Origin of the sequence: Microcoleus sp. LAD1_D3 (genome assembly GCF_036702135.1) — a bacterium.
Classification (GTDB): Bacteria; Cyanobacteriota; Cyanobacteriia; order Cyanobacteriales; family Microcoleaceae; genus Microcoleus.
The window spans coordinates 1-20904 of sequence record NZ_JAUBSB010000038.1; the positions used below are offsets into that span (position 1 = coordinate 1).

23 protein-coding genes are annotated in these 20904 nt (G+C 46.0%); 14 read left to right on the forward strand and 9 right to left on the reverse strand.

The window, feature by feature from the left end:
• Positions 1-323 precede the first annotated feature (323 nt).
• From QUA74_RS19920 to QUA74_RS19940, 5 genes are all read left to right on the forward strand, one after another.
• Entirely contained in the window at positions 324-914 is a 591-nt protein-coding gene (locus QUA74_RS19920; RefSeq protein ID WP_333332827.1) for a sigma-70 family RNA polymerase sigma factor, read from the forward strand.
• Complete coding sequence (locus tag QUA74_RS19925) at positions 911-1348, forward strand: hypothetical protein (RefSeq protein ID WP_333332693.1); 438 nt, start codon at positions 911-913, stop codon at positions 1346-1348. Before QUA74_RS19920 ends, QUA74_RS19925 begins: the two co-directional genes overlap by 4 nt.
• A 19-nt stretch (positions 1349-1367) precedes the next feature.
• Complete coding sequence (locus QUA74_RS19930; protein WP_333332696.1) at positions 1368-1853, forward strand: Spy/CpxP family protein refolding chaperone; 486 nt, start codon at positions 1368-1370, stop codon at positions 1851-1853.
• Positions 1854-2169: 316 nt separating this feature from the next.
• Entirely contained in the window at positions 2170-2862 is a 693-nt protein-coding gene (locus tag QUA74_RS19935) for a YqiA/YcfP family alpha/beta fold hydrolase (RefSeq protein ID WP_333332699.1), read from the forward strand.
• 32 nt (positions 2863-2894) lie between these two features.
• Entirely contained in the window at positions 2895-3602 is a 708-nt protein-coding gene (locus QUA74_RS19940; protein ID WP_333332702.1) for an ROK family protein, read from the forward strand.
• A 154-nt stretch (positions 3603-3756) separates the two neighbouring features.
• Here QUA74_RS19940 and QUA74_RS19945 read toward each other — a convergent pair whose 3' ends face one another.
• The gene (locus QUA74_RS19945) at positions 3757-4041 is read right to left on the reverse strand and encodes a WGxxGxxG family protein (RefSeq protein WP_333332705.1); all 285 of its coding nucleotides are present in this window, start codon (positions 4039-4041) and stop codon (positions 3757-3759) included.
• 183 nt (positions 4042-4224) lie between these two features.
• Here QUA74_RS19945 and QUA74_RS19950 point away from each other — a divergent pair, with 183 nt between their 5' ends.
• Together QUA74_RS19950 and QUA74_RS19955 are read left to right on the forward strand one after the other, a co-directional pair.
• Positions 4225-5412: a histidinol-phosphate transaminase gene (locus QUA74_RS19950; protein ID WP_333332708.1), complete on the forward strand. Its 1188-nt coding sequence runs from the start codon at positions 4225-4227 to the stop codon at positions 5410-5412.
• A gap of 53 nt (positions 5413-5465) precedes the next feature.
• Positions 5466-5861 (forward strand): VOC family protein, encoded by a 396-nt coding sequence (locus QUA74_RS19955; protein ID WP_333332711.1) that lies wholly within the window; start codon positions 5466-5468, stop codon positions 5859-5861.
• 34 nt (positions 5862-5895) lie between these two features.
• Here the strand turns inward: QUA74_RS19955 and QUA74_RS19960 are convergent, their stop codons facing one another.
• Complete coding sequence (locus tag QUA74_RS19960) at positions 5896-6474, reverse strand: hypothetical protein (protein ID WP_333332714.1); 579 nt, start codon at positions 6472-6474, stop codon at positions 5896-5898.
• Positions 6475-6532: 58 nt separating this feature from the next.
• Between QUA74_RS19960 and QUA74_RS19965 the strand changes: the two genes are divergently transcribed.
• Together QUA74_RS19965 and QUA74_RS19970 are read left to right on the forward strand one after the other, a co-directional pair.
• Entirely contained in the window at positions 6533-6958 is a 426-nt protein-coding gene (locus tag QUA74_RS19965; RefSeq protein WP_333332830.1) for a DUF2358 domain-containing protein, read from the forward strand.
• Between the two features lie 165 nt (positions 6959-7123).
• The gene (locus tag QUA74_RS19970) at positions 7124-7537 is read left to right on the forward strand and encodes a fasciclin domain-containing protein (RefSeq protein ID WP_333332717.1); all 414 of its coding nucleotides are present in this window, start codon (positions 7124-7126) and stop codon (positions 7535-7537) included.
• Positions 7538-7726: 189 nt separating this feature from the next.
• Here QUA74_RS19970 and QUA74_RS19975 read toward each other — a convergent pair whose 3' ends face one another.
• The gene (locus tag QUA74_RS19975) at positions 7727-9193 is read right to left on the reverse strand and encodes a glycoside hydrolase family 13 protein (RefSeq protein WP_333332720.1); all 1467 of its coding nucleotides are present in this window, start codon (positions 9191-9193) and stop codon (positions 7727-7729) included.
• A gap of 710 nt (positions 9194-9903) precedes the next feature.
• Between QUA74_RS19975 and QUA74_RS19980 the strand changes: the two genes are divergently transcribed.
• The 3 genes from QUA74_RS19980 (at position 9904) to QUA74_RS19990 (ending at position 13515) form a co-directional block, all read left to right on the forward strand.
• Positions 9904-11193, forward strand: a complete 1290-nt coding sequence (locus QUA74_RS19980; RefSeq protein WP_333332722.1) for a glucose-1-phosphate adenylyltransferase — start codon at positions 9904-9906, stop codon at positions 11191-11193.
• A 674-nt stretch (positions 11194-11867) separates the two neighbouring features.
• Positions 11868-12107, forward strand: a complete 240-nt coding sequence (locus QUA74_RS19985; RefSeq protein ID WP_333332725.1) for a hypothetical protein — start codon at positions 11868-11870, stop codon at positions 12105-12107.
• A 403-nt stretch (positions 12108-12510) separates the two neighbouring features.
• On the forward strand, positions 12511-13515 hold the full coding sequence (locus tag QUA74_RS19990; RefSeq protein WP_333332728.1) for a J domain-containing protein: 1005 nt from the start codon (positions 12511-12513) through the stop codon (positions 13513-13515).
• Between the two features lie 163 nt (positions 13516-13678).
• Here the strand turns inward: QUA74_RS19990 and QUA74_RS19995 are convergent, their stop codons facing one another.
• The 5 genes from QUA74_RS19995 to QUA74_RS20015 form a co-directional block, all read right to left on the reverse strand.
• Complete coding sequence (locus QUA74_RS19995) at positions 13679-13954, reverse strand: DUF1816 domain-containing protein (RefSeq protein WP_333332730.1); 276 nt, start codon at positions 13952-13954, stop codon at positions 13679-13681.
• A gap of 373 nt (positions 13955-14327) precedes the next feature.
• Entirely contained in the window at positions 14328-14615 is a 288-nt protein-coding gene (locus QUA74_RS20000) for a DUF1816 domain-containing protein (RefSeq protein WP_333332733.1), read from the reverse strand.
• A 244-nt stretch (positions 14616-14859) separates the two neighbouring features.
• Positions 14860-15615 carry a DUF2993 domain-containing protein gene (locus QUA74_RS20005; RefSeq protein WP_333332736.1) on the reverse strand — a complete coding sequence of 252 codons (756 nt, stop codon included), beginning with the start codon at positions 15613-15615 and terminating at the stop codon, positions 14860-14862.
• Positions 15616-15745: 130 nt separating this feature from the next.
• Complete coding sequence (locus QUA74_RS20010; RefSeq protein WP_333332738.1) at positions 15746-16339, reverse strand: pentapeptide repeat-containing protein; 594 nt, start codon at positions 16337-16339, stop codon at positions 15746-15748.
• A 201-nt stretch (positions 16340-16540) separates the two neighbouring features.
• Entirely contained in the window at positions 16541-17953 is a 1413-nt protein-coding gene (locus tag QUA74_RS20015; RefSeq protein WP_333332741.1) for an HD domain-containing phosphohydrolase, read from the reverse strand.
• A 276-nt stretch (positions 17954-18229) separates the two neighbouring features.
• Between QUA74_RS20015 and QUA74_RS20020 the strand changes: the two genes are divergently transcribed.
• Together QUA74_RS20020 and QUA74_RS20025 are read left to right on the forward strand one after the other, a co-directional pair.
• Positions 18230-18967 carry a DUF2993 domain-containing protein gene (locus QUA74_RS20020; RefSeq protein WP_333332744.1) on the forward strand — a complete coding sequence of 246 codons (738 nt, stop codon included), beginning with the start codon at positions 18230-18232 and terminating at the stop codon, positions 18965-18967.
• 468 nt (positions 18968-19435) lie between these two features.
• The gene (locus QUA74_RS20025) at positions 19436-20008 is read left to right on the forward strand and encodes a DUF6658 family protein (protein ID WP_333332747.1); all 573 of its coding nucleotides are present in this window, start codon (positions 19436-19438) and stop codon (positions 20006-20008) included.
• 630 nt (positions 20009-20638) lie between these two features.
• Here QUA74_RS20025 and psb35 read toward each other — a convergent pair.
• On the reverse strand, positions 20639-20851 hold the full coding sequence (psb35, locus tag QUA74_RS20030) for a photosystem II assembly protein Psb35 (protein ID WP_333332833.1): 213 nt from the start codon (positions 20849-20851) through the stop codon (positions 20639-20641).
• Between the last annotated feature and the right edge of the window lie 53 nt (positions 20852-20904).

Genomic DNA, 20904 nt, shown 5'->3' on the forward strand with positions numbered 1-20904 from the left:
ATTATGAGTTAGCTCTAGGGGGATTAAATTGAAAACCTTCTATTATAGCATAGATTTTTTTTGCAAGAGGTCTAATAAAATTGAATTTTTGTGGAACGGGCCCCAAAGCCTGTTACGGGCGGGCTAAGAATGCCCAACCCCTACTCCCCACAATAAAATTTAATTTTTGTGGAACAGGTCGGATTGCCTGTTGCTGACATGAGTGCAGTTTTCCACCCCAGGCGGATTAATGCTCAAAATAATATTTTAAATTATTTGAACCTTTTTTGCGATCGTCCTGTCTAAACACTTCAGATAACGAACTGGTGGGGGAGACTTCACAGGTGTTAGGTGTGCCAGCCAATGTTTTAACCGATGACTGTTCCGACTCGGACTTAGTTGCTCAATGTTTAAAGGGCGATCGCACTTGCTTTCGCTACCTTTACCAACGCTACCAACACAAAGTCAGGTCAACCCTTTACCAACTCTGCGGCCCGTCGCTTCTTGACGATTTAGCACAAGAAGTATTTCTGCGAGTGTGGAAAGGATTGCCCAAACTCAAGCACCAGGAAAACTTTTCTACTTGGCTTTATCGAATCACTTGGAATGTGGCTTCCGACCAAAGACAAGCATTTGCTAAACAGCATTATTTTGACTCCCAGCTCAAAAATCAAGAAGTAATGGATGGGGTTATTCTAAAAGATAACACATCCGACTTGATGAAGTTGCACTATCAAGATTTAGTGCAGCGGGGACTGGAGCAATTGAGCTTTGAACACCGCAGCGTTTTGGTGCTGCACGACCTAGAAGACATCCCGCAAAAAGAAGTGGCTCAAATTTTGGGACTGCCAGCAGGAACTGTCAAATCTCGCGTCTTTTATGCCCGAAATGCTGTGCGACAATTTTTGCAAAAAGAAGGTGTCAGCGAGCTATGAATAACCAAAGCAGCGACCAAAAGTTAGTTAATTTCTTGAAGCAACATCGCCCAAACCTTCCCGAAGCTGCGCCCGATTTTGAGCAAAAACTTTTAGCTGCAATAGAGAGGAATGAGGCGGGTGAGAGAAAGCTCAATTATCTGGGAGATCCCCAATTTACCCGGTCTAGTAAAAGGTCAAGAATGGTCGGTTTTCGCAAGTGGGTTTTTCCTTCTGCGATCGCCGCTGGCTTGCTAGTTTTTTGGTCGGGCTACCGTGCGTTTGAGACTGCACAATTGCCAGATAATGAAACAGCTAAGTTAGAAGCATTTTTAGTCACTAACTGGGAGGGTGTACTGCATGATTCTAGCGAAAAAAATATGACCGATCGCTCGCAAACAGACTGGTTGACTTTCAGCCAGAGTGCTGACAGCGAACCGCTAACAAATAACTAATATCAAAGAGGGAATTTTCATGTCAATTCGTCGTATTTCTGCCCTAGCCGTTTTAATGCTGACTCTCGGCAGCACAGCCGCAGCAATAGCAGTTCCTAATCCCCTAGAACCGGAAACAATTGCCCAAAACCAGCGTCCCAATCGACCCGGTGGCAAGGAAGGGGGGATGTTCGAGAAACTTAATTTAAGCGCAGACCAAAAGCAGCAAATGCAGGCAGTTCGCGATCGGTATAAAGACCAAGTTTCGCAGCGGATGCAAGCAGTCCGCCAAGCCCGACAAGAATTGGAAACGATGATGTCTGGTACGGCAAATGCTAGCGAAATGCGCGAAAAACACCGTCAAATAATCGGATTGAGGCAGCAGTTGGAAGAGGTGCAATTTGAAAGTACACTCGCAATGCGAGAAGTGCTCACAGCCGAACAGCGCAGCCAATTAGCTCAAATGATGCAGCAGCGCCGACAAACTGCGAAAAATCGGATGCAAAACGGTCAAAAATCGCAGTAGTCAAAAACCCCAGTAATTGACGAGTGGTTTTGAGTGAATCGCAGGGTGCGTAGTGCACACTCTGCGATGATTCATTGTAAGCAGGTATAAATCAATAAATGCAGGCAGGGAGAAACGCTGCTTTTCTGTAATCTATGCAATGGCTTTCTATCTTCGCAAAAGCCGTCTAAAAGCGCAGCAACTTTAAGTCTATTCGCTTGCTTTATCTCTTCGGAAAATCACTATATATTTTCATCTACTTAAAGGCTTTAAATTGTTATTAATAACTCTTATTAAGTTAGAATAATTAGTTGGGAAGTATCATAAGATTTTCTGGATGAATTTACCGATAGACTCGACTTACATTTATTTACACGGATTTGCTTCAAGTCCCAATTCAGCTAAGGCTAAATATTTCCGAGAGCGCTTTTCTTACCTAGGAATTGACCTAAAAACTCCCGATCTCAATCAAAACGATTTTTCCGGCCTCACTCTCACCCGCCAATTAAACCAAATAGAAACAGAATTTTTGCCAACCCAATCCTCCCAACATCCCACAGAAAATGTAAAAAATCTAGGGGGAGTCACCATAATAGGGTCTAGTTTTGGGGGGCTGACAGCGGCTTGGTTGGCCCAGCGACAATTGTCAGTAAAGCAAATAGTTTTGTTAGCACCGGCTTTTGACTTTCTCTCCCACTGGCTGCCACTGTTGGGACAGCAACAGTTAGAAAAGTGGCAGTCTGAGAAATATCTGCCCGTTTACCACTACGGCGAACAGCGTTATCTGCCACTAAAATATCAGTTTTTGGGAGATATGGCTCAATACCCTGAAGAAAAATTAATGCGTTCAGTCCCTACGTTAATTCTTCACGGCAAGCATGATACAATAATACCGATTCAAGCTAGCAGAAATTTTGCCGCTAACCGTCCCTGGGTGCAATTAATCGAATTAGAAGACGATCATTCTTTGGGAAATGTCCTAGCGGAAATGTGGGAAGCGATTCAAAAGTTTTGCCAATTCACAAATTAAAATTTGACCAACTTGCAAGTCTTAACACTCAAATGACTGAACAAGATCGATCGACTCGCACCTTAGCCGTTGACATTGGCGGAAGTGGCATCAAAGTTATGGTGTTGGACAATGAAGGCGAACCCCAAACGGAACGCAGCCGTTTAGAAACGCCTCAACCACCGAAACCGGAACCTGTACTAGAGGCGATCGCCTCTTTAGCCAGCGGACAAGGGGAATTTGACCGAGTATCCGTCGGTTTCCCCGGCGTCGTGCGCCTAGGCATCATCAAAACCGCAGTGAATTTAGATCCGTCTTGGATAGATTTTGACCTAGAAACTACCCTCAAAGATCGCTTGGGAAAACCTGTGCGAGTGGCTAACGATGCCGATATTCAAGGATTGGGAGCAATTGCTGGGACGGGGGTAGAATTAGTAATTACCCTGGGCACCGGTTTCGGTTCTGCCTTATTTGTCGATGGTATCTTGGTGCCAAATCTAGAATTAGGACATCACCCGTTTCGCAAAGGGGAAACTTACGAACAGCAATTAGGGCGATCGGCATTAGATACAGTGGGTTCCAAAAGATGGAATCGCCGTCTGGAAAAAGCACTCGCCTTTCTGCAAAATCTCTTTAACTGCGATCGCCTTTACATCGGCGGTGGCAATACTAAAAAGATTGTTTTTGAGTTACCGCCCCAGGTTAAAATAGTACCCAATGTCAGCGGTTTATTGGGCGGGATTGCTTTGTGGCGCGATTGAATAAACTTTGTGGTCAAAAGGCCCATCATGATCAAAGGAACCGGATTTTTTGCTCGGATTAAAGGCAATAATCCAGTCTTTCGGTAAAAAACCCGGTTTCTGAATCGACGACAGTTGATTTGTTTTTTGGCTGGTGCGAGATCCGTTTAAAAAATTATTCGCCCATCGGATCGCGGTAGCGTTTGGGTTCATCCTTGCGAAACAGATTCGCTAAACCGAGGATACCCAATAAACCCAAAGCACCCCAATGATTGTTGTCGTCCTTGCTTTCTTGAAAGGGAGTTCTGTCTAGAACAACTCCATTAGAATCAGTATTGTTCTGTGCCGGAGCTGACTGCGTTTGAGCTGAGGCAGGCATAGCTGAAGGGAGAACAGCCAAACTTAAAGCTATGAGGGTAGCGGCGGCATTTTTAGATATATCGGAAGGCTTGACTTTCATACTCGGTTTCCAAATATCAGCAGTTACTTTATCAAAATAATCAATTTGCCATAGCCGACGCATCAATCGAGCGACAGAAACTCAATTCCCTCCCTCCTCTTGCTTTCGAGATAGAACAAGCTCTATGCTAAGTTCAGATGCTTCTAAGCAGATTATCTAAAATAAAAAGTCGTAAATTATACCATGCTTCCCTTTATCCGAAAAGATTTAGCCGAACTTACCGCATACACTCCCCATCCGGGCGGCACATCAGGAGAACCAGCGCACTCGGAAAGTGCGATCGATCGCCTTGATACCAACGAATGCCCCTACGACTTGCCAGAGGAATTAAAAAAAAAGCTAGCTTGGACTTACCAGCAGTTAATTGAGACAAATCGCTATCCCGACGGAGGCCACGCACGGCTCAAAGAGGATCTCGCCCAATACGTCAATGAATCCCTAAATGTCCCCCCCCTTAACAAGGGGGGGCTTGGGGGGGTTACACTGCCCAAAACTGCCATTACAGCCGACAATATTTCTGTGGGCAACGGTTCCGACGAACTAATTAGATCCATCTTAATAGCTACTTGTTTAGGCGGTACCGGCTCTATTTTCGTTGCGAATCCCACCTTTTCGATGTATGGAATAATCGCCCAAACCCTCGGTATTCCCGTTGTGAGTGTTCCGCGAAAAGAGGAGACTTTTGAAATCGATATCGAGGAGGCTAAAAGGGCGATAGGCCAAAATCCAAATCCCCCCGTGCGCGCCGTCTTTGTCGTTCATCCCAATTCCCCCACAGCCAATGCTTTGACAGCAGATGAAATAGAATGGTTGTCAAATTTATCCGAAGAGATATTAGTAGTAATTGACGAAGCCTATTTTGAATTCAGCCAAAATACTTTAGCAGACCAATTGCACCATCACCCGAATTGGATAATTTTACGCACATTTTCCAAAGCATTTCGACTAGCCTCAATGAGAGTTGGATATGCGATCGCCCATCCCGAACTCACAGCCACCTTAGAAAAAATCCGTCTCCCCTACAACCTTCCCAGTTTCTCGCAAACTGCAGCCGAGTTCGCCTTAGCGCAGCGGCAGTTATTGCTAGCAACCATTCCCGAAACTCTATCAGAAAGAGCCAAATTAATTGCAGCGCTAACTCAGTATCAAAAATTGCAAGTTTGGCCGAGTGCGGCTAACTTCGTTTATCTGCGGGTAAAAGCCGGTGAGGGCGAATCTGCCGAACAGGAACACAAACAAATCATGCAGCAGCTAAAACAGGGAGGTACTTTAATTAGGCATACTGGAGGAGGTTTGCGAATTACGGTGGGTAGCCCGGAGGAAAATCAGCGAACAGTCGATCGAATAGGAGAAATTTTTGACAACTCATAATATTCGGTATCCAGTTTCTGCTTAACACAAAAATAACTTTGGAGAAGGTATATATGCTTCAAGGAAAGGTTTTACGGGTTGCTCGCCCAACGGATTGCCTCGATCGAGTTGTTCATTTCTACACAGAGGGTTTAGGGCTGCAAATCCTCGATAGTTTTGAACACCATGAAGGTTTTGACGGAGTAATGGTTGGGATGCCAGGAGAAAGCCACCACTTTGAATTCATCCATCAACGGGGACATATTGTAGGTGGCGCTCCAACTCAAGACAATCTTATCGTCTTTTATCTTCCTAACCAACAAGAATGGCAGCAGGCTGTTGAGCGAATGAAAGCAATGGGATTTGAGCCTGTAAACTCCTACAATCCTTACTGGGACAAAGATGGAGTGACCTTTGAAGACCCAGATGGCTATCGAGTCGTTTTGCAGAATGCCGAGTGGAGCTTGTAGCAGCGCGATCGCAGCCTAAGATATCTACACCACTTTATAACTGATCATTTCCTTGTCGTGCCGCCCGAATGGTTTGGGGAAATACGCCTACTAAAAGTGCCAAAGCTTCATCGGGAATTTGTGCCACCGTTTCCGAATCCAAATATTGTTCAAACTGAGTTAAAACCATTTGTGCGCGTTCCAAAGCTGTAGGCTTTGCCGTTAACTGTTCCATTAACCGCACCCACTGCCGCCGAATTCCAAAAGCTTTCTGTATTTCTTCGGGAGATTGAGGGCAAACCAAACAAAAATCGCCCACGGGAATCGCCTGCTGAGAGTCAACATCAAAAACGCCCCCAACGGCAGCCCCAGGCCCGGCAAACTCCGCGTGGAAACGTTTAATCAAAATTAGGCCGTTCCGGCGACGGCTATCTACCATCAACAGCTTGCCGCTGTTAATTTCTACGAGAATGTCAGAGGAGTGGGGGTGTTCTGTCAAATCTGTGCCAAGGTTTCGATGTCGCAAGTCCGGGCCACCAGAAAAGCCGACGCGGACAATATAATTAGAGGTAAGATTAGAGCTGGATGAAGTATCAATTTTTTGCTCCTCCCGCTGCCGATCGAGATTATTCATTTAAAGTTATAAATTAATACTGTCACAAGGTGGTAGTTTGAGCGCGATCGAATATCAAATGCAGGTAGAACAAGCAGTAGACACCCTGAAAGCGGATCTCCCGACGCTTTTTGAAAAAGACATATCCTACGACATCTACACAAAAGATGTTTATTTTCAAGACCCTGTTAACAAATTTAAAGGAAAAATCAACTATCGCATTATCTTTTGGACTCTCCGATTTCACGGGCAGCTATTCTTTAACGAGATTTACTTCGACCTGCACGACGTAGATCAGACAGCCCCTGATACTATTGTGGCAAATTGGACTGTTCGCGGGACACTGCGGGTTCCCTGGAAAGCTCGGATTTTTTTTAACGGCTACTCTACTTATAAACTGGATAAAGACGGCTTAATTTACGAACATATCGACACCTGGGACAGAGAACCCGGAGAGATTTTAAAGCAGTTTTTCCGCAAGGGAGAGGAGGCGACCCAAGTATAAGCCAAAAAGGTCGATCGCGCGGAGCCATCAGGGCCAGCAACCGAATTAACTTATAATGGCTAAAATAATCATCATCCCTCCGATTCATTTTCTGCTATTTGTAAATTGCTAAAATGATTGTCGCCTCTGATTCATTTTCTGCTATTTGCACTCCTGAAAAACATCATGGCTGATATTGTCGAGACTGCCACCAATGCCGGTTCTTTCAAAACACTCGTGACTGTTATTGAAGCGGCTGGTTTGTTAAATTTATTGCAAAGTCCGGGTCCCTACACCGTCTTAGCACCAACTGATGAGGCATTTGCCAAAATTCCTACGAACACTATTACGTCTTGGCTGGAAGACATACCCAAGCTCAAGAAAATTCTGACTTACCACATTCTGTTTGGCGAGGTACTAACCGAGAACTTGCTTGAGTTAAGTTCTGCTGAAACAGTGGAAGGTTCTGTGGTGGGAATTGATACTTCTGACGGCATTAAAGTGAATGAGGCTAAAGTTATCACTCCAGATATTCTTGCCGACAATGGCGTCATCCATATCATTGATGCGGTGCTAATACCAGCATTAGTTGCAGCATAATCAAACTTGAGGCATCTCTAAATTTAGTAGGGTGCTTATGGGCGCACCTTACATTTTAAACTAGAGAACTTACGCAAGTGTCACAATTAGTAAGGTGGGTCCGATCCCAAGCCATCGATCATCCGTCCATAACTCGGTCTGACGCACCCTACAAGTCGATTGGAGCGTGACACTTGCGTAATTGCTGAACTAATTATCCGAACCTAAAATTAATCCCGATCGCGCCGGCAGCACCAATTCTAAATGCCGAGTTTTCCCGTCACCTTTCCAAACAAAGTCGCCTTTCCCATACAGCAATTTATCGTGAGGAGATTTCAACTTAGCTGGCTCAAAGCTAATATTAGCTGCTTCGGTCGCGACATTGACAGCAACAACTATTTCCTCATCCCCCAAAATTCGGGCAAAAACGTAAACCGTTCCCTCAGCAAACAGAATTTGGTACGATCCAGTACGGAGGGCAGCATATTTGTGCCGCAAAGCTATCAACTGCTTGTGGTAATCTAAGACATCCATTTCCCAGTGAGCTTCTAAGGGAAAACCGCGGCGAGAATCGGGATCGAGAGCACCGGGCAAACCAACTTCATCGCCGTAGTAAATGCTAGGAGCTCCGGGAAAAGTTAACAGCAGCAAATTAGCAAGTTCGACGCTAGCTTTATCGCCTCCAGCAATTGTTAACAACCTCGCGGTATCGTGACTGGCTAACAAGTTGAGTTGAGTTAGCTGTATTTCCCAAGGATATAATTCCAAAACGTGCTGAATTTTGTCGCCGTACTCTTTAGCAAAAAGCGCCGGATAGGGATAGTAAGAACGGCCTTCAAGTTGAGCTAAATCAACCCTGTCGCCCGCTGCAAAAGCAATCGTCGGCGCAGCAAAAAGATAATTCATTACCCCGTCAAATTGAGTACCGTCGAGCCATTCTCTCGCATCTTCCCAAACTTCGCCCACAATGTAAGCTTCGGGATTAACTGCCTTAACTCGGTCTCGAAATTCCTGCCAAAATCCGGGGCTTTTAATTTCAAAAGGAACGTCCAGCCGCCAGCCATCGACGCCGAATTTAATCCAATATTCGGCGATTTCCATGATGTATTCTCGCACTTCTGGATTGTCGTGATTGAATACAGGAAGGGCTCGATTCCCGTCCCAACCGGCATAATTAGCAGGAAAATTGCCGTCGTAGGCAGATAGCGGCCAGCCTTCAATTTTAAACCAATCCACCCAAGGAGAATGGGGGCCGTTTTCCAGGATGTCGTGGAAGAAGAAAAAGCCGCGGCTGGCGTGGTTAAATACGCCGTCGAGGACAACTTTGATGTTGCGATCGTGAGCGGCATCTAAAAGTTCTTTAAACGCTGGATTGCCGCCCAACATCGGATCGACTTGATAGTAGTCGTGGGTGTGGTAGCGGTGATTGCAGGCCGACTGAAATATGGGGGTAAAGTAAATTGCGTTAATGCCTAAGTCTTGCAAGTAGTCTAGCTGTTCCATCACGCCCCACAAGTCCCCGCCTTTGTAGCCTTGCAGAGTGGGGATTTCGTGCCATTCTTCCCACATGAAGTTTTGCAGCAGGCGTTTGCGGGGCTGTTTGCTTTTGGCGAAGCGATCGGGAAATATTTGGTAGAATACCGCGTTTTTAACCCAGTCCGGCGTTTGAATTTGCATACACTTTTTCTAGCTTTTACGGCTTAGGCTACAGTAGCAGAGGTTTCTAGGGGATCTAACTTTTGGTAGAGAATAGACATTTTATCCCATTTTTTTCATCGACAAATTGTAAAATATTACACAAATTTGCAGTCAATCTAAGATTGAAAACTGAGCTCTACCTAGAAAATTATGGTTCCGACGGGCGGCGCTTCCTGACTGCTGTGGAGTTGGACAAACTCAGATAACAGGAACGCCAGCAAAAAGAACCGGATCAAATTCAAGCAGAACCAGAGCACACTTTGGGCCCATACAGAGGGTTAGCGGGCGTGGCGTTGCGATCGACCAGCCTGGAACAAGAACAACAGCGCGCGCCATCCTGGAGCGAGAAATTGCCAAAACGGGCAATTAACCTAAAAAACTTGTTATTAACAGCCAAAATCCCCACCCTTATTCTTTCCTTAAACTGCCCTTATTTATTGAGGGGTATTTTAACTCACAACTCCAAACTCATAATTCCAGTCCCGGACGCACTCCAACTCTCATAAACCGGGTTTTTTAACTCTTATTGAGGGTGTGAAGAAGTATTTGGATTAAACAACCCGGTTTCTGCGTAAGTGACTCGCTCATAAGTGAAAACTCAAAACTTCCTTGCTCTCCCCCCTTGTCAAGAAGCCCTCACCATCCGACACTGTACTTGGAGAGTTAATCGACCCTAGGGAGAAAGTTCCTTGAAAAAAGTTTTAGCCATCATCCTCGGTGGCGGTGTAGGCACCCGCCTTTACCCCCTAACCAAACTGCGAGCCAAACCCGCAGTTCCCCTCGCAGGCAAATATCGCCTCATCGATATTCCTGTCAGCAACTGCATAAACTCCGAAATAGTCAAAATCTACGTCCTCACCCAATTCAACTCGGCATCCCTCAACCGTCACATCTCTCGCACCTACCAGTTTTCCGGCTTCACGGAGGGATTTGTCGAGGTGCTCGCCGCCCAGCAAACTCAGGAAAACCCCAACTGGTTTCAAGGGACAGCGGACGCAGTTCGCCAATATCTCTCGCTGCTAGAACAGTGGGACGTGGATGAATACTTGATTCTCTCTGGCGACCACCTGTACCGCATGGACTACCAGAAGTTTGTGCACAGACATCGCGAAACTAAAGCCGATATCACCCTCTCGGTTTTGCCAATGGACGAGAAGCGGGCCTCGGATTTTGGTTTGATGAAAATCGACGACAAGGGCCGCATTGTTTCTTTCAGCGAAAAGCCAAAAGGCGAGGCGCTCAAACAAATGCAGGTGGATACTACTACACTGGGACTGACAGCGCAGCAGGCTCAGGAAAGTCCTTACATTGCTTCGATGGGGATTTACGTCTTCAAAAAAGAAGTTCTGATTAAACTGCTGAAAGAATCTCCAAACCAAACTGATTTTGGTAAAGAGATTATTCCGAATTCTGCAAAAGACCACAATGTTCAAGCTTATTTGTTTGACGATTACTGGGAAGATATCGGAACCATTGAGGCTTTTTACGATGCTAACATGGCTCTAACAAAACAGCCTCAGCCGCCTTTCAGTTTCTATGATGAAAATGCGCCGATTTACACTCGCCCGCGTTTCTTGCCGCCGACTAAGCTTTTAGATACTCACGTCACTGAATCGATTATTGCGGAAGGCTGCATTCTCAAACAGTGCCGGATCGACCATTCTGTGCTGGGAGTTCGATCGCGCATTGAAGCTGGATGTACGATTCAAGACACCCTAGTCATGGGTGCGGACTTCTACGAACCCGACGCCGAAAGGCATTCGAGTTTGGGCACCGGCGGCGTCGCCCTCGGTATCGGTGGAGATACTACAATTCGCCGCGCGATTGTGGATAAAAATGCCCGCATCGGCCGCAATGTTCAAATAATTAATAAAGACCGAGTGGAAGAAGCAAACCGCGAAAACCAAGGTTTTTACATCCGCAGCGGCATTATCGTAGTCCTGAAAAATGCCACGATTCCTGATGGAACTATCATTTAGTTATTAGTCATTAGTCATTAGTCGTCAGTCATTAGTTTTTTAAGTTAAAATCTGTTACCTCTCAGCAAGTGACTGATGATAAATAATTAAATTAGTGACAGATCACCAATGGCCGATGACTGATGACTGATGACAAAATTTATTTTTTTGTTGATTATTAATCCTAACTGCTGATGCGAGGTTGTTGAAATACTTGGCTTAATTCAAAGGCTCGCGCATTATTAATAAGTGACAGTCTCTGTTACTGTCTGCCGTGATACCGATATGTCCGCTCGCCTGCGTTTGGCGAATAGCTTCTGATTCTTGTATTTGCGCTGGTAGCACGACTGACAAATGCGCTGCCCGTTTCTGAGTAACACAGAACTCTCGGAACTATCTTTCCAATCGTCGCAGCAGCCGCAAGGCCAACTTAGCAAATAATTCATAATGTTAGCACCCTCGTAGCGTTAAAAGCTTATCGTTCTACTATCCTATCTTAATGTTTTATAAAAGTGTGTGATGTAGCTAACAGACAGCGGAGAAATTATGTTATATTACTTTGAATTAAATTTATTCAGAGGTTGTAAAAATAAAATTCTCTAGCACGGGTGTGGCGTGAATAAAAAATCTCTAGAAAATTTGTGTAAAAACGGCGCAATTTAGGGTATTATATAGTCACAATTCAGACACCAGATTTGGCAGAACTTGCTGATGAAAACCTGCTAAGATTTGGATTGGGTGATAAAGCTCATATCGAGAAGTTCGTAGGCGTAAGCCGGGGCGTAGCCATCGCACCGCGCCCCGGAAAAAAAGACCAAAAAAAGATCGCTCGTCCGCGCCAGTCAACCCTCCTGGGCTCGCGCCAGCAACAGCAGCAACTTTCCCCGCCTCACCTCAACCGGGCTGCTGCCTTCCGAAAGCCCCAAGCCGCATAACTCCCCAAGAGTTTGCGGCGCAGGAGTTTCACCGTCTCAAAGCTCACAGGTATAGCAACGGCCCAGATGGTAAGGACGTTCTTAATTGATGAAAACTATGGTTTGTGTTGTCGAAGGCCAAAAGCTTTTCTAGAGGCTGCTGCTTCGGCTCCCTTCAGCACGAGAGAGCCGAATGCTATAAAATATCAAACAGCAGCGGAGTGCGGAAATTGCGATCGTCCAGCAAGAAGCAACCGAACTCGATCGAGTCCAAACCTTTGATAACCTATAATTTGAATGAGATGCCGCAGGCACTTCGGCTCCTGGCATTATACTAATGCGCCATCCTGCGGCTAATTTGGGATTTATTCTTTCTAACAACTAACAACTAACAAATAACAACTAATAAAGAGGGGATTGCTTAATGGCTGCAACAGATTTTAAAGACTATTACGCTATTTTGGGACTCAACAAAACTGCTAGCTCTGACGAAATTAAAAAAACTTTCCGCAAACTAGCCCGGAAATATCACCCGGATATGAACCCCGGGAACAAAGAAGCCGAAGCTCGTTTTAAAGAAGTAAACGAAGCTTACGAAGTGCTATCAGACCCAGAAAAACGCAAAAAATACGATCAATACGGTCAATACTGGAAGCAAGCTGCCACAACTCCAGGCGGATGGCCAGGCGGGGGCAGTACAAATGTAGACTTTGGCGGGGTTGACTTCAGCGAGTACGGCAGTTTTGACGAATTTATCAATGCCTTGCTAGGCCGCGCAGGTAGCAGTGCGGGTAGTGGCCGCAACGCCAAGTGGAATTACAGCAACTACCGCACCGGCGGGCCCACCGGTTTTGGCGGATTTGAAGATTTCGCGGGGTACGAAAATCGCACCGCAGGAAGCTCTCTCGACAGCGAGGTGGCAATTTCCCTAACTCTGGGGGAAGCATTTCGGGGCACTTCCAAGCGAGTCGCCACGGGCGAAGTTTCGATTCCTGCGGGAGTGAAAACCGGCAGCAAAATTCGGGTAAAAGGCAAAGGTCAAGTTGACCCGTACACGAAGCAGCAGGGAGATTTGTACCTAAAATTAGAAGTTTTGCCTCACCCTTTCTTTCAGTTTGAGGGAGAGAATTTGGTCTGCGAAGTGCCGATAACTCCCGACGAAGCGGTGTTGGGAGCTTCAATTGAAGTGCCGGCGCCTGAAGGTATGATAACTGTAAAATTTCCGGCGGGGATGCGATCGGGTCAGTCTTTACGCTTGCGGGGCAAAGGATGGCCAAAACCCAAGAAAGACGAGCGGACTGATTTGTTGGTAAAAATTGCGATCGTGCCACCGAAAGAAATTAGCACTGTAGAACGCGAATGCTATGAAAAAATCAAAGCAAATCGCACTTTTAATCCCCGGAGCAATTTAAACCAAGCGCTACTTTGAAAAAACTTGCATTTCTCAGACGCAAATAATACCGTTTCTTAAATATTTCCTAGGGACACAGCATTGTTGTGTCCCTACTGTATGCAAGCGCGATCTCATTTGAAAAAAACCCTGTTAACAAGTCAACTTTATATTCGCCCGTAATTGGCAGTTTCCAACGTTATCAAGACTCTTCGCTAGCTCTTAGCTGAGTAGGTTGGCTACCTTGTTTGATGTTGATGCTAATTTTTTTAGCTCCTTTGTTCTCCAGGTCTCGGATGTAACTGTTCGAGCTGTTAGAAGCTTCCTGTCTGCTGTCATAGGGGCCAAAGTAATAGGTACGCTTGGGCGAATCAGTATCAACTTCTACCCACCATTCGCCACGTCGAGTGCTGCTAGCAGGTTGAGCTAGCACCCAAAAGGCAGTGAAAAACATACCCAACATAGAGATTTCAAACATATTTACCTCTGGGAAGATTTAAGTAGTTTTTTCTGTTCCCTCTCAATTTATCAACGCAACGGGATCTATCGGCTCGTCCTCAGTGCTGATTTAGCCCCGATTATTTTTGGCAGTTAATGCTAGCTAAAATCTGCATTTTGGTGGAGAAGATGCCGACTTTTAAGCCACCAGTACAAATATAAAGTCCGCCGGGTAAGGACTAGGACAAGATGATGCTTAATATTATTGTTGAGGCTTCAGTTAAGGGAAAACTAAAACAGAACTTACGCATTATAGACGCTCAGAAACCGGGTTGTTTAACCGATACCCCTCGCAATAGATGGAGTATTTTCGTCAAAAAACCCGGTTTCTGCCGGTTGGACTATCAAAATTCTTAAGCCGCGATGCCCTCTGAGAATTCATCACAAATGGTGAGATCCGAAGGCTGACACCGTTTAATGCGGATGCTAAGCCTTTTGGCTCCCTCGCTTTCCAAGTCTTCTATGTAGCCCGGAGTATTGCTGGAAGCTTCTTTGTCGGTGTCAAAGGGGCCAAAATAGTAGGTACAGTGGGGCAAATCGGTGATAATTTCTACCCACCATTTTTCAGACCGGCGGTGGCTCGGGCCTGCAAGCACCGACAAGACTGCGACGTAGATACAAAATAAATAAAATCCGAGCATCTTTATTCTTGAGGGTGGTTTAATTTATTATTTAAATATATCAAAATAATTTGCCCGCTCGAATCAACCTCAGTGCTGATTTTAAGTCGATGGAACAGAGATGTTAGATTTTAGATCTTAGATTTTTTCTCCCATCTAAAATCTAAAGCAAAACCCGCCGGTGCGGGTTGTTTGCTAACTGAAAAATGCTCTTTTTCCCAACTTTTCCCAACAAGATGGCTGGGCCACCTCAGCAGGCTGAGGTTTAGCGCTTGCCTTTGGGAAACTGTTCGATACCAGCCCAACCGTAGAAAACCAGCTCGTCGTTCTGAACTCGGCAGCGGTCTACTCGCAGTTGAGTGCCATCTAAGGCAAATTTGTCTAAGTCTAGCAAGTTATTTACGTGGGCAATTATAGCTTGAGCCAAGTCTACGGCTTGCCCGTCACCGCCGTAAGTAACGCTGACAAATTGGATTTTGCGTCGGTCTTCTACTTGCAACTGAGCTGTAATATCTATCTTGACGGGTTCGCTAGCATCGCCTACGGTAATCTCGGACTGAAGGCGAATTGATTTGTCGGCTCCGAAGCTGACTTCTGTGTTTTGAAAGTGCAGAGATTGCTCTTGGTACTTCAGCTTCTGGAGTTTTTCAACTACAAAAGGTGTATTGAATGAGGTGGTTAAATCCGATCGACTTAAGACTACTCGCATATTTGCCTGGGTAGGCTGCCGCAATTTTACTTGACCTGCAAAAATCGCCCCAAAATCAATGGAGATTGCTTGCAGATAGAGTTCCATCACTTCTATACGCAGGCCGTTGTACATCAACATACCTTTGCCAACGAAGTCGAAACCGTCAATGCTTCCCTGCAAGAGTTTAGCCACAGGTTCGACTCGGATGTTGGCTTCGGCCTTTTCAGAACGCTTGAATAAGGCTGCGATCGCAGCTCCTGCTACTTTACTAACAAGGCGATCGCCACTTTGACCTTGAAAGGATGTACCGCTAAACAAAGCTGCTACCATTTATTCGTTTGCTCATTTACAGTCGCCATTATAACCTCCTATTAAGAAATGTTAAAATAGCTTGTGCTTATTCACATCATAAGCACGGATTGTTTAGTTGGTGTGCATGGAAAATCACATTTTTGATTTTTTAATTGCTCAGGGGGGTGCCTTGGAGACAAGCCCGATCGAGCAACGCTCCATCCCAAACGGTTTGTTCGATCATGGCACAAAGCAAATTAGCCCCCGTCAGGTTAGCGCCACGCAGTACGGCTCCATTCAAGATCGCTTCTTCCAAGTCAGCTCCCGACAAATCAGCGCCGGACAAATTGGCATTGCTCAAATCGGCGGAGTGCAAAATTGCCCGAGCCGCATTAGCGCCCCGCAAATCGGCGCCGCGAAAATCGACACCGCTCAAATCCAAATTGCCGATCGCAGCCCCGGTCAAAAAAGCACCCCCAAAACTTGCATCGCGGACTAAAGCGTTAGCGAAAGAAGCTCCCCGCAAATCGGCATTCCGAAAATCTGCGCCTCGCAAGTCAGCGCCGCTCAAGTCAGCGCCACGGAGGTTGGCTCGCAATAGGGCCCGTTGCAAGTTAGCGCCGGCGAGATTAGCTCCACTCAAGTTGGCTTGAGACAAGTCGGCACCGGCGAGATCGGCTCCCGATAAGTCTGTGCCGGCTAAATCAGTGCCGGCTAACATCAAAATTTTGCCTTTGCGTATGGCTTCGAGGTCATTAGTCATTAGTTTTTAGTCATTAGTCATCAGTCATTGGTCATTAGTCATTTTTCGCACCCTACTGCTGCGGCTGCAACTCTCAGAAGTAGGGTGCGCTTAGGAAGCAAAGGCTGATTTTTTGTAGTGTTGGAAAGGATTGTGTGCCGAGTTTTAAATGCCCCATGCCCAATTACCCATTACCGATCGCCCCTTACCCATCCAGTTATTTTATAATGCCGGAGCGGCTGCGGTCGTGCGATCGCCCAAATCCTCCAACCATACATTCGGCAGTTGGCTCGGGCGAGTCGGTAACTCCATCAAACCCATTTCTGCCAGTCTGACGACGTTGCCCAGAGTTTCCACCAAAGCCGGATCGAAGCGAATGCCGGACTGTTCGCGGCACTGTTCCAAAGCTTCGCTCAAACTCAAAGCCGCACGATCGCCACGCGGTTGAGTCAATTCTTGAAAATAAGCGACCAACCCCAAAATCCGCGAAGCAACGGGTATCGCTTCGGCTCGCAAACCCTCTGGCCTGCCGCTGCCGTCCCAATATTCGAGTTTATACTTGACAATTTCCGCAACAGGTGCTAACTCCGGCATTGCTTGCAGCAGTTGGGAACCGATGAAACTGCGATCGCGCCAAAAGGATAAAGTTGCTTGGTCAAAAGCATCGGGAGTGCGATCGAACACCTCATTCGGGGCAGAAACTAAGCCGACTCGAAACAGCAATCCAGCCAGCCGCAGCCTCCGCAACTGCAAAGCCGGCAAATCCAGCAGTTGACCCAAAGTTTCCGACAAAGCCGCCACCTGCAATGACGCTGTAGGATTTGAGGTATCGCGTTCGTCCACGCGCTGTGCCATCCGCAGAAAAGCTTGAAGTTTGTTTGCGTTCAAATTGCGGCTGATACGCAAAGCTTGACCTTCCAATTCCCACAACTCGCGGGTTTGGCGGTTAATTGCCACCATTTGCTGCTGAGAACTTTGCAGGTAAGTGACTATCCGCGATACCACGCCGCTAATGTCTGCCAAGGGCGGGCCAATGGTAGCCAGAATTTCGTGGTACATTTCCAGCAAACTGTCGGCTAAGGGGGAGTTATAATGTCGCGTTTGTTCTATAAAAATTTCTGCAGCAGCCGACACCAAAGACTGGTCAAACGACCACAAACCGTAGAACTTTCGTTCTGTATCTACTTCTGGCTTGCCCTGGGGCAAGTATTCCTGGGCTGAAAGTTCGCGGCAAAGCACCATTGCTTTGTATGTCGGGGCGAGGATGATTAAATTCCATTCTTCGATGATGGGGTCGTTTTCATCGAGATTTATTAAAGATACATTTTCTAATTGCCCGGTTTTGTGGGTAGCGAAACCGCTGTCGGCTACTGCACCGATGACAACGCGGCGAGAGGCATTAGCAATATCGAGGTAGCGATCGGCTTCCTGTAAATACCATTTACCCTGCTGAAACGTTACCAAAACTAAGGGTTGGAGTTCGCTCTTGTCCCCGCCACTGGTTTGCAAAATGTGGTCTTCTAGGGCGTGACACAGAGCTACTAGGGTGTTTTTGAAGTATACCCCGTAGCTAGAAGGCAGTTTTCCGTCGGGAAGTGTAGCTTGTAGTCTGGCGAGAGTTGATTCTGGATTCATTACAAAAGGCTGTGCCGGCTTTTATTTATTGTAGCGGGCGATCGAACTTCTAGAAAAGACTTTTGGCAAAAATCCGAGTTTTTGAGTTTTCACCGCTTCGCAACCGAGTCAATGTAGACTGCGCCGAAGAGTACCTGATTAATTTTAGCAATTTTCTGGAAACCCTCTGTCTTTGGCTGAGTTTTTTTCAGACGAGAAACCTGCCGAGAGGAAGACGGTAAATGACTTAGGTATTAACTACTATTTCTTACAACAATATTATTAGGAATTCTGAGCGTGCTTCAACAAAATAGAAGTTTAGGGGAACAGGCGATCGACAAAGTTGCCGAGATTGCTATTGCTAGTAAATTAGACGAATCGGAAAGTTTGTCTGTCACAGTCAACACCGATCCTGGGCAGCTAGCCCAGGGAGCAGTAGAGGCTGTTGCCGTTGAGGGCAAAGGATTGGTAATGCAACAAGACTTGCGCGTAGAAGAATTGCAAATTCACGTCAAGGATATTGCTGTCAATCCCCTGAGCGCTATGTTTGGCAAAATTGAACTGAACGGGCCTGCCTTCGGTGGGGCGCGCGCAGTTTTAACCGAAAGCGATATCAACCGCGCTTTTAATTCCGAATACATCAGTCGCAAACTGAACAACTTAAAAGTTACTGTTGACGGACAACTGCGGACAATAGACGTTAAAACTATTGAGTGCCAATTGCTAGCCGGAAAAATCGCTTTAAATGCTGAGGTATTGGTGCGGGAAACTGCCTCAACTGAAAAAATTTATTTTACAGCACAACCTCAGATCGCAGATGGCGGTTGGGCAATTTCTCTTGAGGATGTCGAGTATCCCGAAAACAAGGAATTTTCGCCTGAGTTAACAGCAGCTTTGGCGGACAAAGCTGGTGAAGTTTTAAACTTGCGAAATTTTGAAATTGAGGGAATGTCCCTGCGAATTCAGCAGCTAAATGTCGAAGCTGGTGTGCTGACTTTGCAAGCTGAAGCGAAAGTCGAACAATTTCCAAATTAGTAGCTTGTAGGGTGTGTCAATGGATTTTAGATGTTAGATTTACTCCACAGATGAATCTGGGAGTTTGAACAAGAGTCTAAAATTTTACTCTTTCCACTACAACAGTCGTTCGCAAGTATCCGTTGTTGGGCGGGGTCAAAAACACAAAAGATTTTGACATCAAGCAATTATTGGAACTGACGCACCCGAAGACGATGCTTTGAAACTACCTCTGCCCTTTTCTTGTCCGTCGGGTACGAGTGTCTCAACCGAACTTATTCTAGAAACCCGGTTTTTTACCTGGTTTCTAGATACCCGTGCGTTAGTCATACCGAAAATAATTTCTCGAAGGCGATCGCACTTTTTAAATCCCTCTAAAGTTATAAAAAAATTGCTAGCAATCGGTGGCAAAGTATCACCGCCGTTAGAGGCAGGCAGAGAGAGTTTATTTTTACTCTATGACAAGTAGTAAAAAATTGGAAACCTTTTGTGAACACTGTAACTTCTTTTTTTAAAAGACTGCGTATCGGTCAATTTTTGACTGTATTGATGGCAGGTTTGCTGCTGTTTACCAGCACCGCTTGCAATGCGGGCGATGTTCGAGGTGCTCGGCCTGAGAATCCTCCCGTTCAAATGGGAGGAATGAATAACCCCCACAAGGCCGGTGGTGATGGATACACGAATTATCAAATGTCTACTGACCCTAAAGTCAATCAATCGCCTGCTAAAGCAGAAAAGAATCGGGCTGATTTGTCGATCGTGGGCGATCATCTCCTGGCTGCGACTACCGCTGAATCTAATTCCTCAAAGCTGCTTTATCCGGGTTCTGCACCGATGGAAACTGACAAGTTCGACCCGGAACTCGGCGGAGATAAAACTCTTTTAGAAGCGTCAGACGGACAGCCTGCTAAGGCTCAACCCGTATTCGATCGCAGTGATCCCGATGCCAATATTTTAGAGAGAGTAGGCGCCGCCTTTAAGGATGCTTCTGGTTTCCTCCAAGATAGCGCTGAAGATGCCAAGGAAAGTTCCGTTACGAAGCTCAATCCGCTGCAAAAATAAGCAAGCAGAACTGGCGCGGTCTAGCCAATTTGTAGGGGCTTTTTCTGAATAGTCCCTACACTATATTCACAAGACTTAGGCAGAAATTCTATATCTGTCTTGTACGCAGAATCTGCAGGTGCGCTGGACGCACCTTACTATATATTACTCATGTAAAATTACTTTTTTCGTAAGCCCCGTAGATCAAGGGTGCTGATGGCTAGACCTATCTGGCGTGTTAAATCTGAACCATATAAAAAGCAGAAAACCGATATTTCACAGTCCTATTTTTGAGACTTCAATCAAGAAAAATTGCTTGGGAAGCTTGGGTTTAGAATCAAAAAGCCCAAAGTTAGTAACCTCGTTGGTCACACTCCTACTGGGCTATGTGCTGATGCCGCACCTTACCCTATATACCTCGTCTCAAACTACTTTTTAGCCTTAGTCATGTATCTGTAGGTTGCTGATGGCGCACCTTACCCATATTCTAGATTTTAGATTGGGGATTTGAAATTTATAGGACTTGCGCCAAAAATGAAAAAGTGAACCCTTGAAATTGCCGCGCTCCGGCTGGCAATGACAAACTGGCAATGACCGAGTTTTCTCATTAATGCACAAGTCCTGCTTTTATTCCTCTACAGAAACTTTGTTTTATTTACCTTTGGAGTCAGAAACATCAGCAATCAAATCGTCTTTATCAACTTTAGGTACAAAATCAGGGCGTTCTTTGGATTCCCAACCGGGGGGACGCTTGGAGTTATACCAGGCGATCGAGCCGATCGTAGTGGCAGCAATAAAGCCAGCAACAAGAACTGCTATTGGAGTCGTCAAGCTGACACTTGATTCCGGCACTGGCTGCTGCATCAGCAGCTCTATCATTACTCGCCTGATGGGTGCAACAACAACTGCTATGGGAG

Coding starts and splice junctions, on each gene's coding strand:
- QUA74_RS19925 (WP_333332693.1), top strand. CDS start 911: ATGAATAACCAAAGCAGCGACCAAAAGTTAGTTAATTTCTTGAAGCAA.
- QUA74_RS19930 (WP_333332696.1), top strand. CDS start 1,368: ATGTCAATTCGTCGTATTTCTGCCCTAGCCGTTTTAATGCTGACTCTC.
- QUA74_RS19935 (WP_333332699.1), top strand. CDS start 2,170: ATGAATTTACCGATAGACTCGACTTACATTTATTTACACGGATTTGCT.
- QUA74_RS19940 (WP_333332702.1), top strand. CDS start 2,895: ATGACTGAACAAGATCGATCGACTCGCACCTTAGCCGTTGACATTGGC.
- QUA74_RS19945 (WP_333332705.1), bottom strand. CDS start 4,041: ATGAAAGTCAAGCCTTCCGATATATCTAAAAATGCCGCCGCTACCCTC.
- QUA74_RS19950 (WP_333332708.1), top strand. CDS start 4,225: ATGCTTCCCTTTATCCGAAAAGATTTAGCCGAACTTACCGCATACACT.
- QUA74_RS19955 (WP_333332711.1), top strand. CDS start 5,466: ATGCTTCAAGGAAAGGTTTTACGGGTTGCTCGCCCAACGGATTGCCTC.
- QUA74_RS19960 (WP_333332714.1), bottom strand. CDS start 6,474: ATGAATAATCTCGATCGGCAGCGGGAGGAGCAAAAAATTGATACTTCA.
- QUA74_RS19965 (WP_333332830.1), top strand. CDS start 6,533: ATGCAGGTAGAACAAGCAGTAGACACCCTGAAAGCGGATCTCCCGACG.
- QUA74_RS19970 (WP_333332717.1), top strand. CDS start 7,124: ATGGCTGATATTGTCGAGACTGCCACCAATGCCGGTTCTTTCAAAACA.
- QUA74_RS19975 (WP_333332720.1), bottom strand. CDS start 9,193: ATGCAAATTCAAACGCCGGACTGGGTTAAAAACGCGGTATTCTACCAA.
- QUA74_RS19990 (WP_333332728.1), top strand. CDS start 12,511: ATGGCTGCAACAGATTTTAAAGACTATTACGCTATTTTGGGACTCAAC.
- QUA74_RS19995 (WP_333332730.1), bottom strand. CDS start 13,954: ATGTTTGAAATCTCTATGTTGGGTATGTTTTTCACTGCCTTTTGGGTG.
- QUA74_RS20000 (WP_333332733.1), bottom strand. CDS start 14,615: ATGCTCGGATTTTATTTATTTTGTATCTACGTCGCAGTCTTGTCGGTG.
- QUA74_RS20005 (WP_333332736.1), bottom strand. CDS start 15,615: ATGGTAGCAGCTTTGTTTAGCGGTACATCCTTTCAAGGTCAAAGTGGC.
- QUA74_RS20010 (WP_333332738.1), bottom strand. CDS start 16,339: ATGACTAATGACCTCGAAGCCATACGCAAAGGCAAAATTTTGATGTTA.
- QUA74_RS20015 (WP_333332741.1), bottom strand. CDS start 17,953: ATGAATCCAGAATCAACTCTCGCCAGACTACAAGCTACACTTCCCGAC.
- psb35 (WP_333332833.1), bottom strand. CDS start 20,851: ATGCAGCAGCCAGTGCCGGAATCAAGTGTCAGCTTGACGACTCCAATA.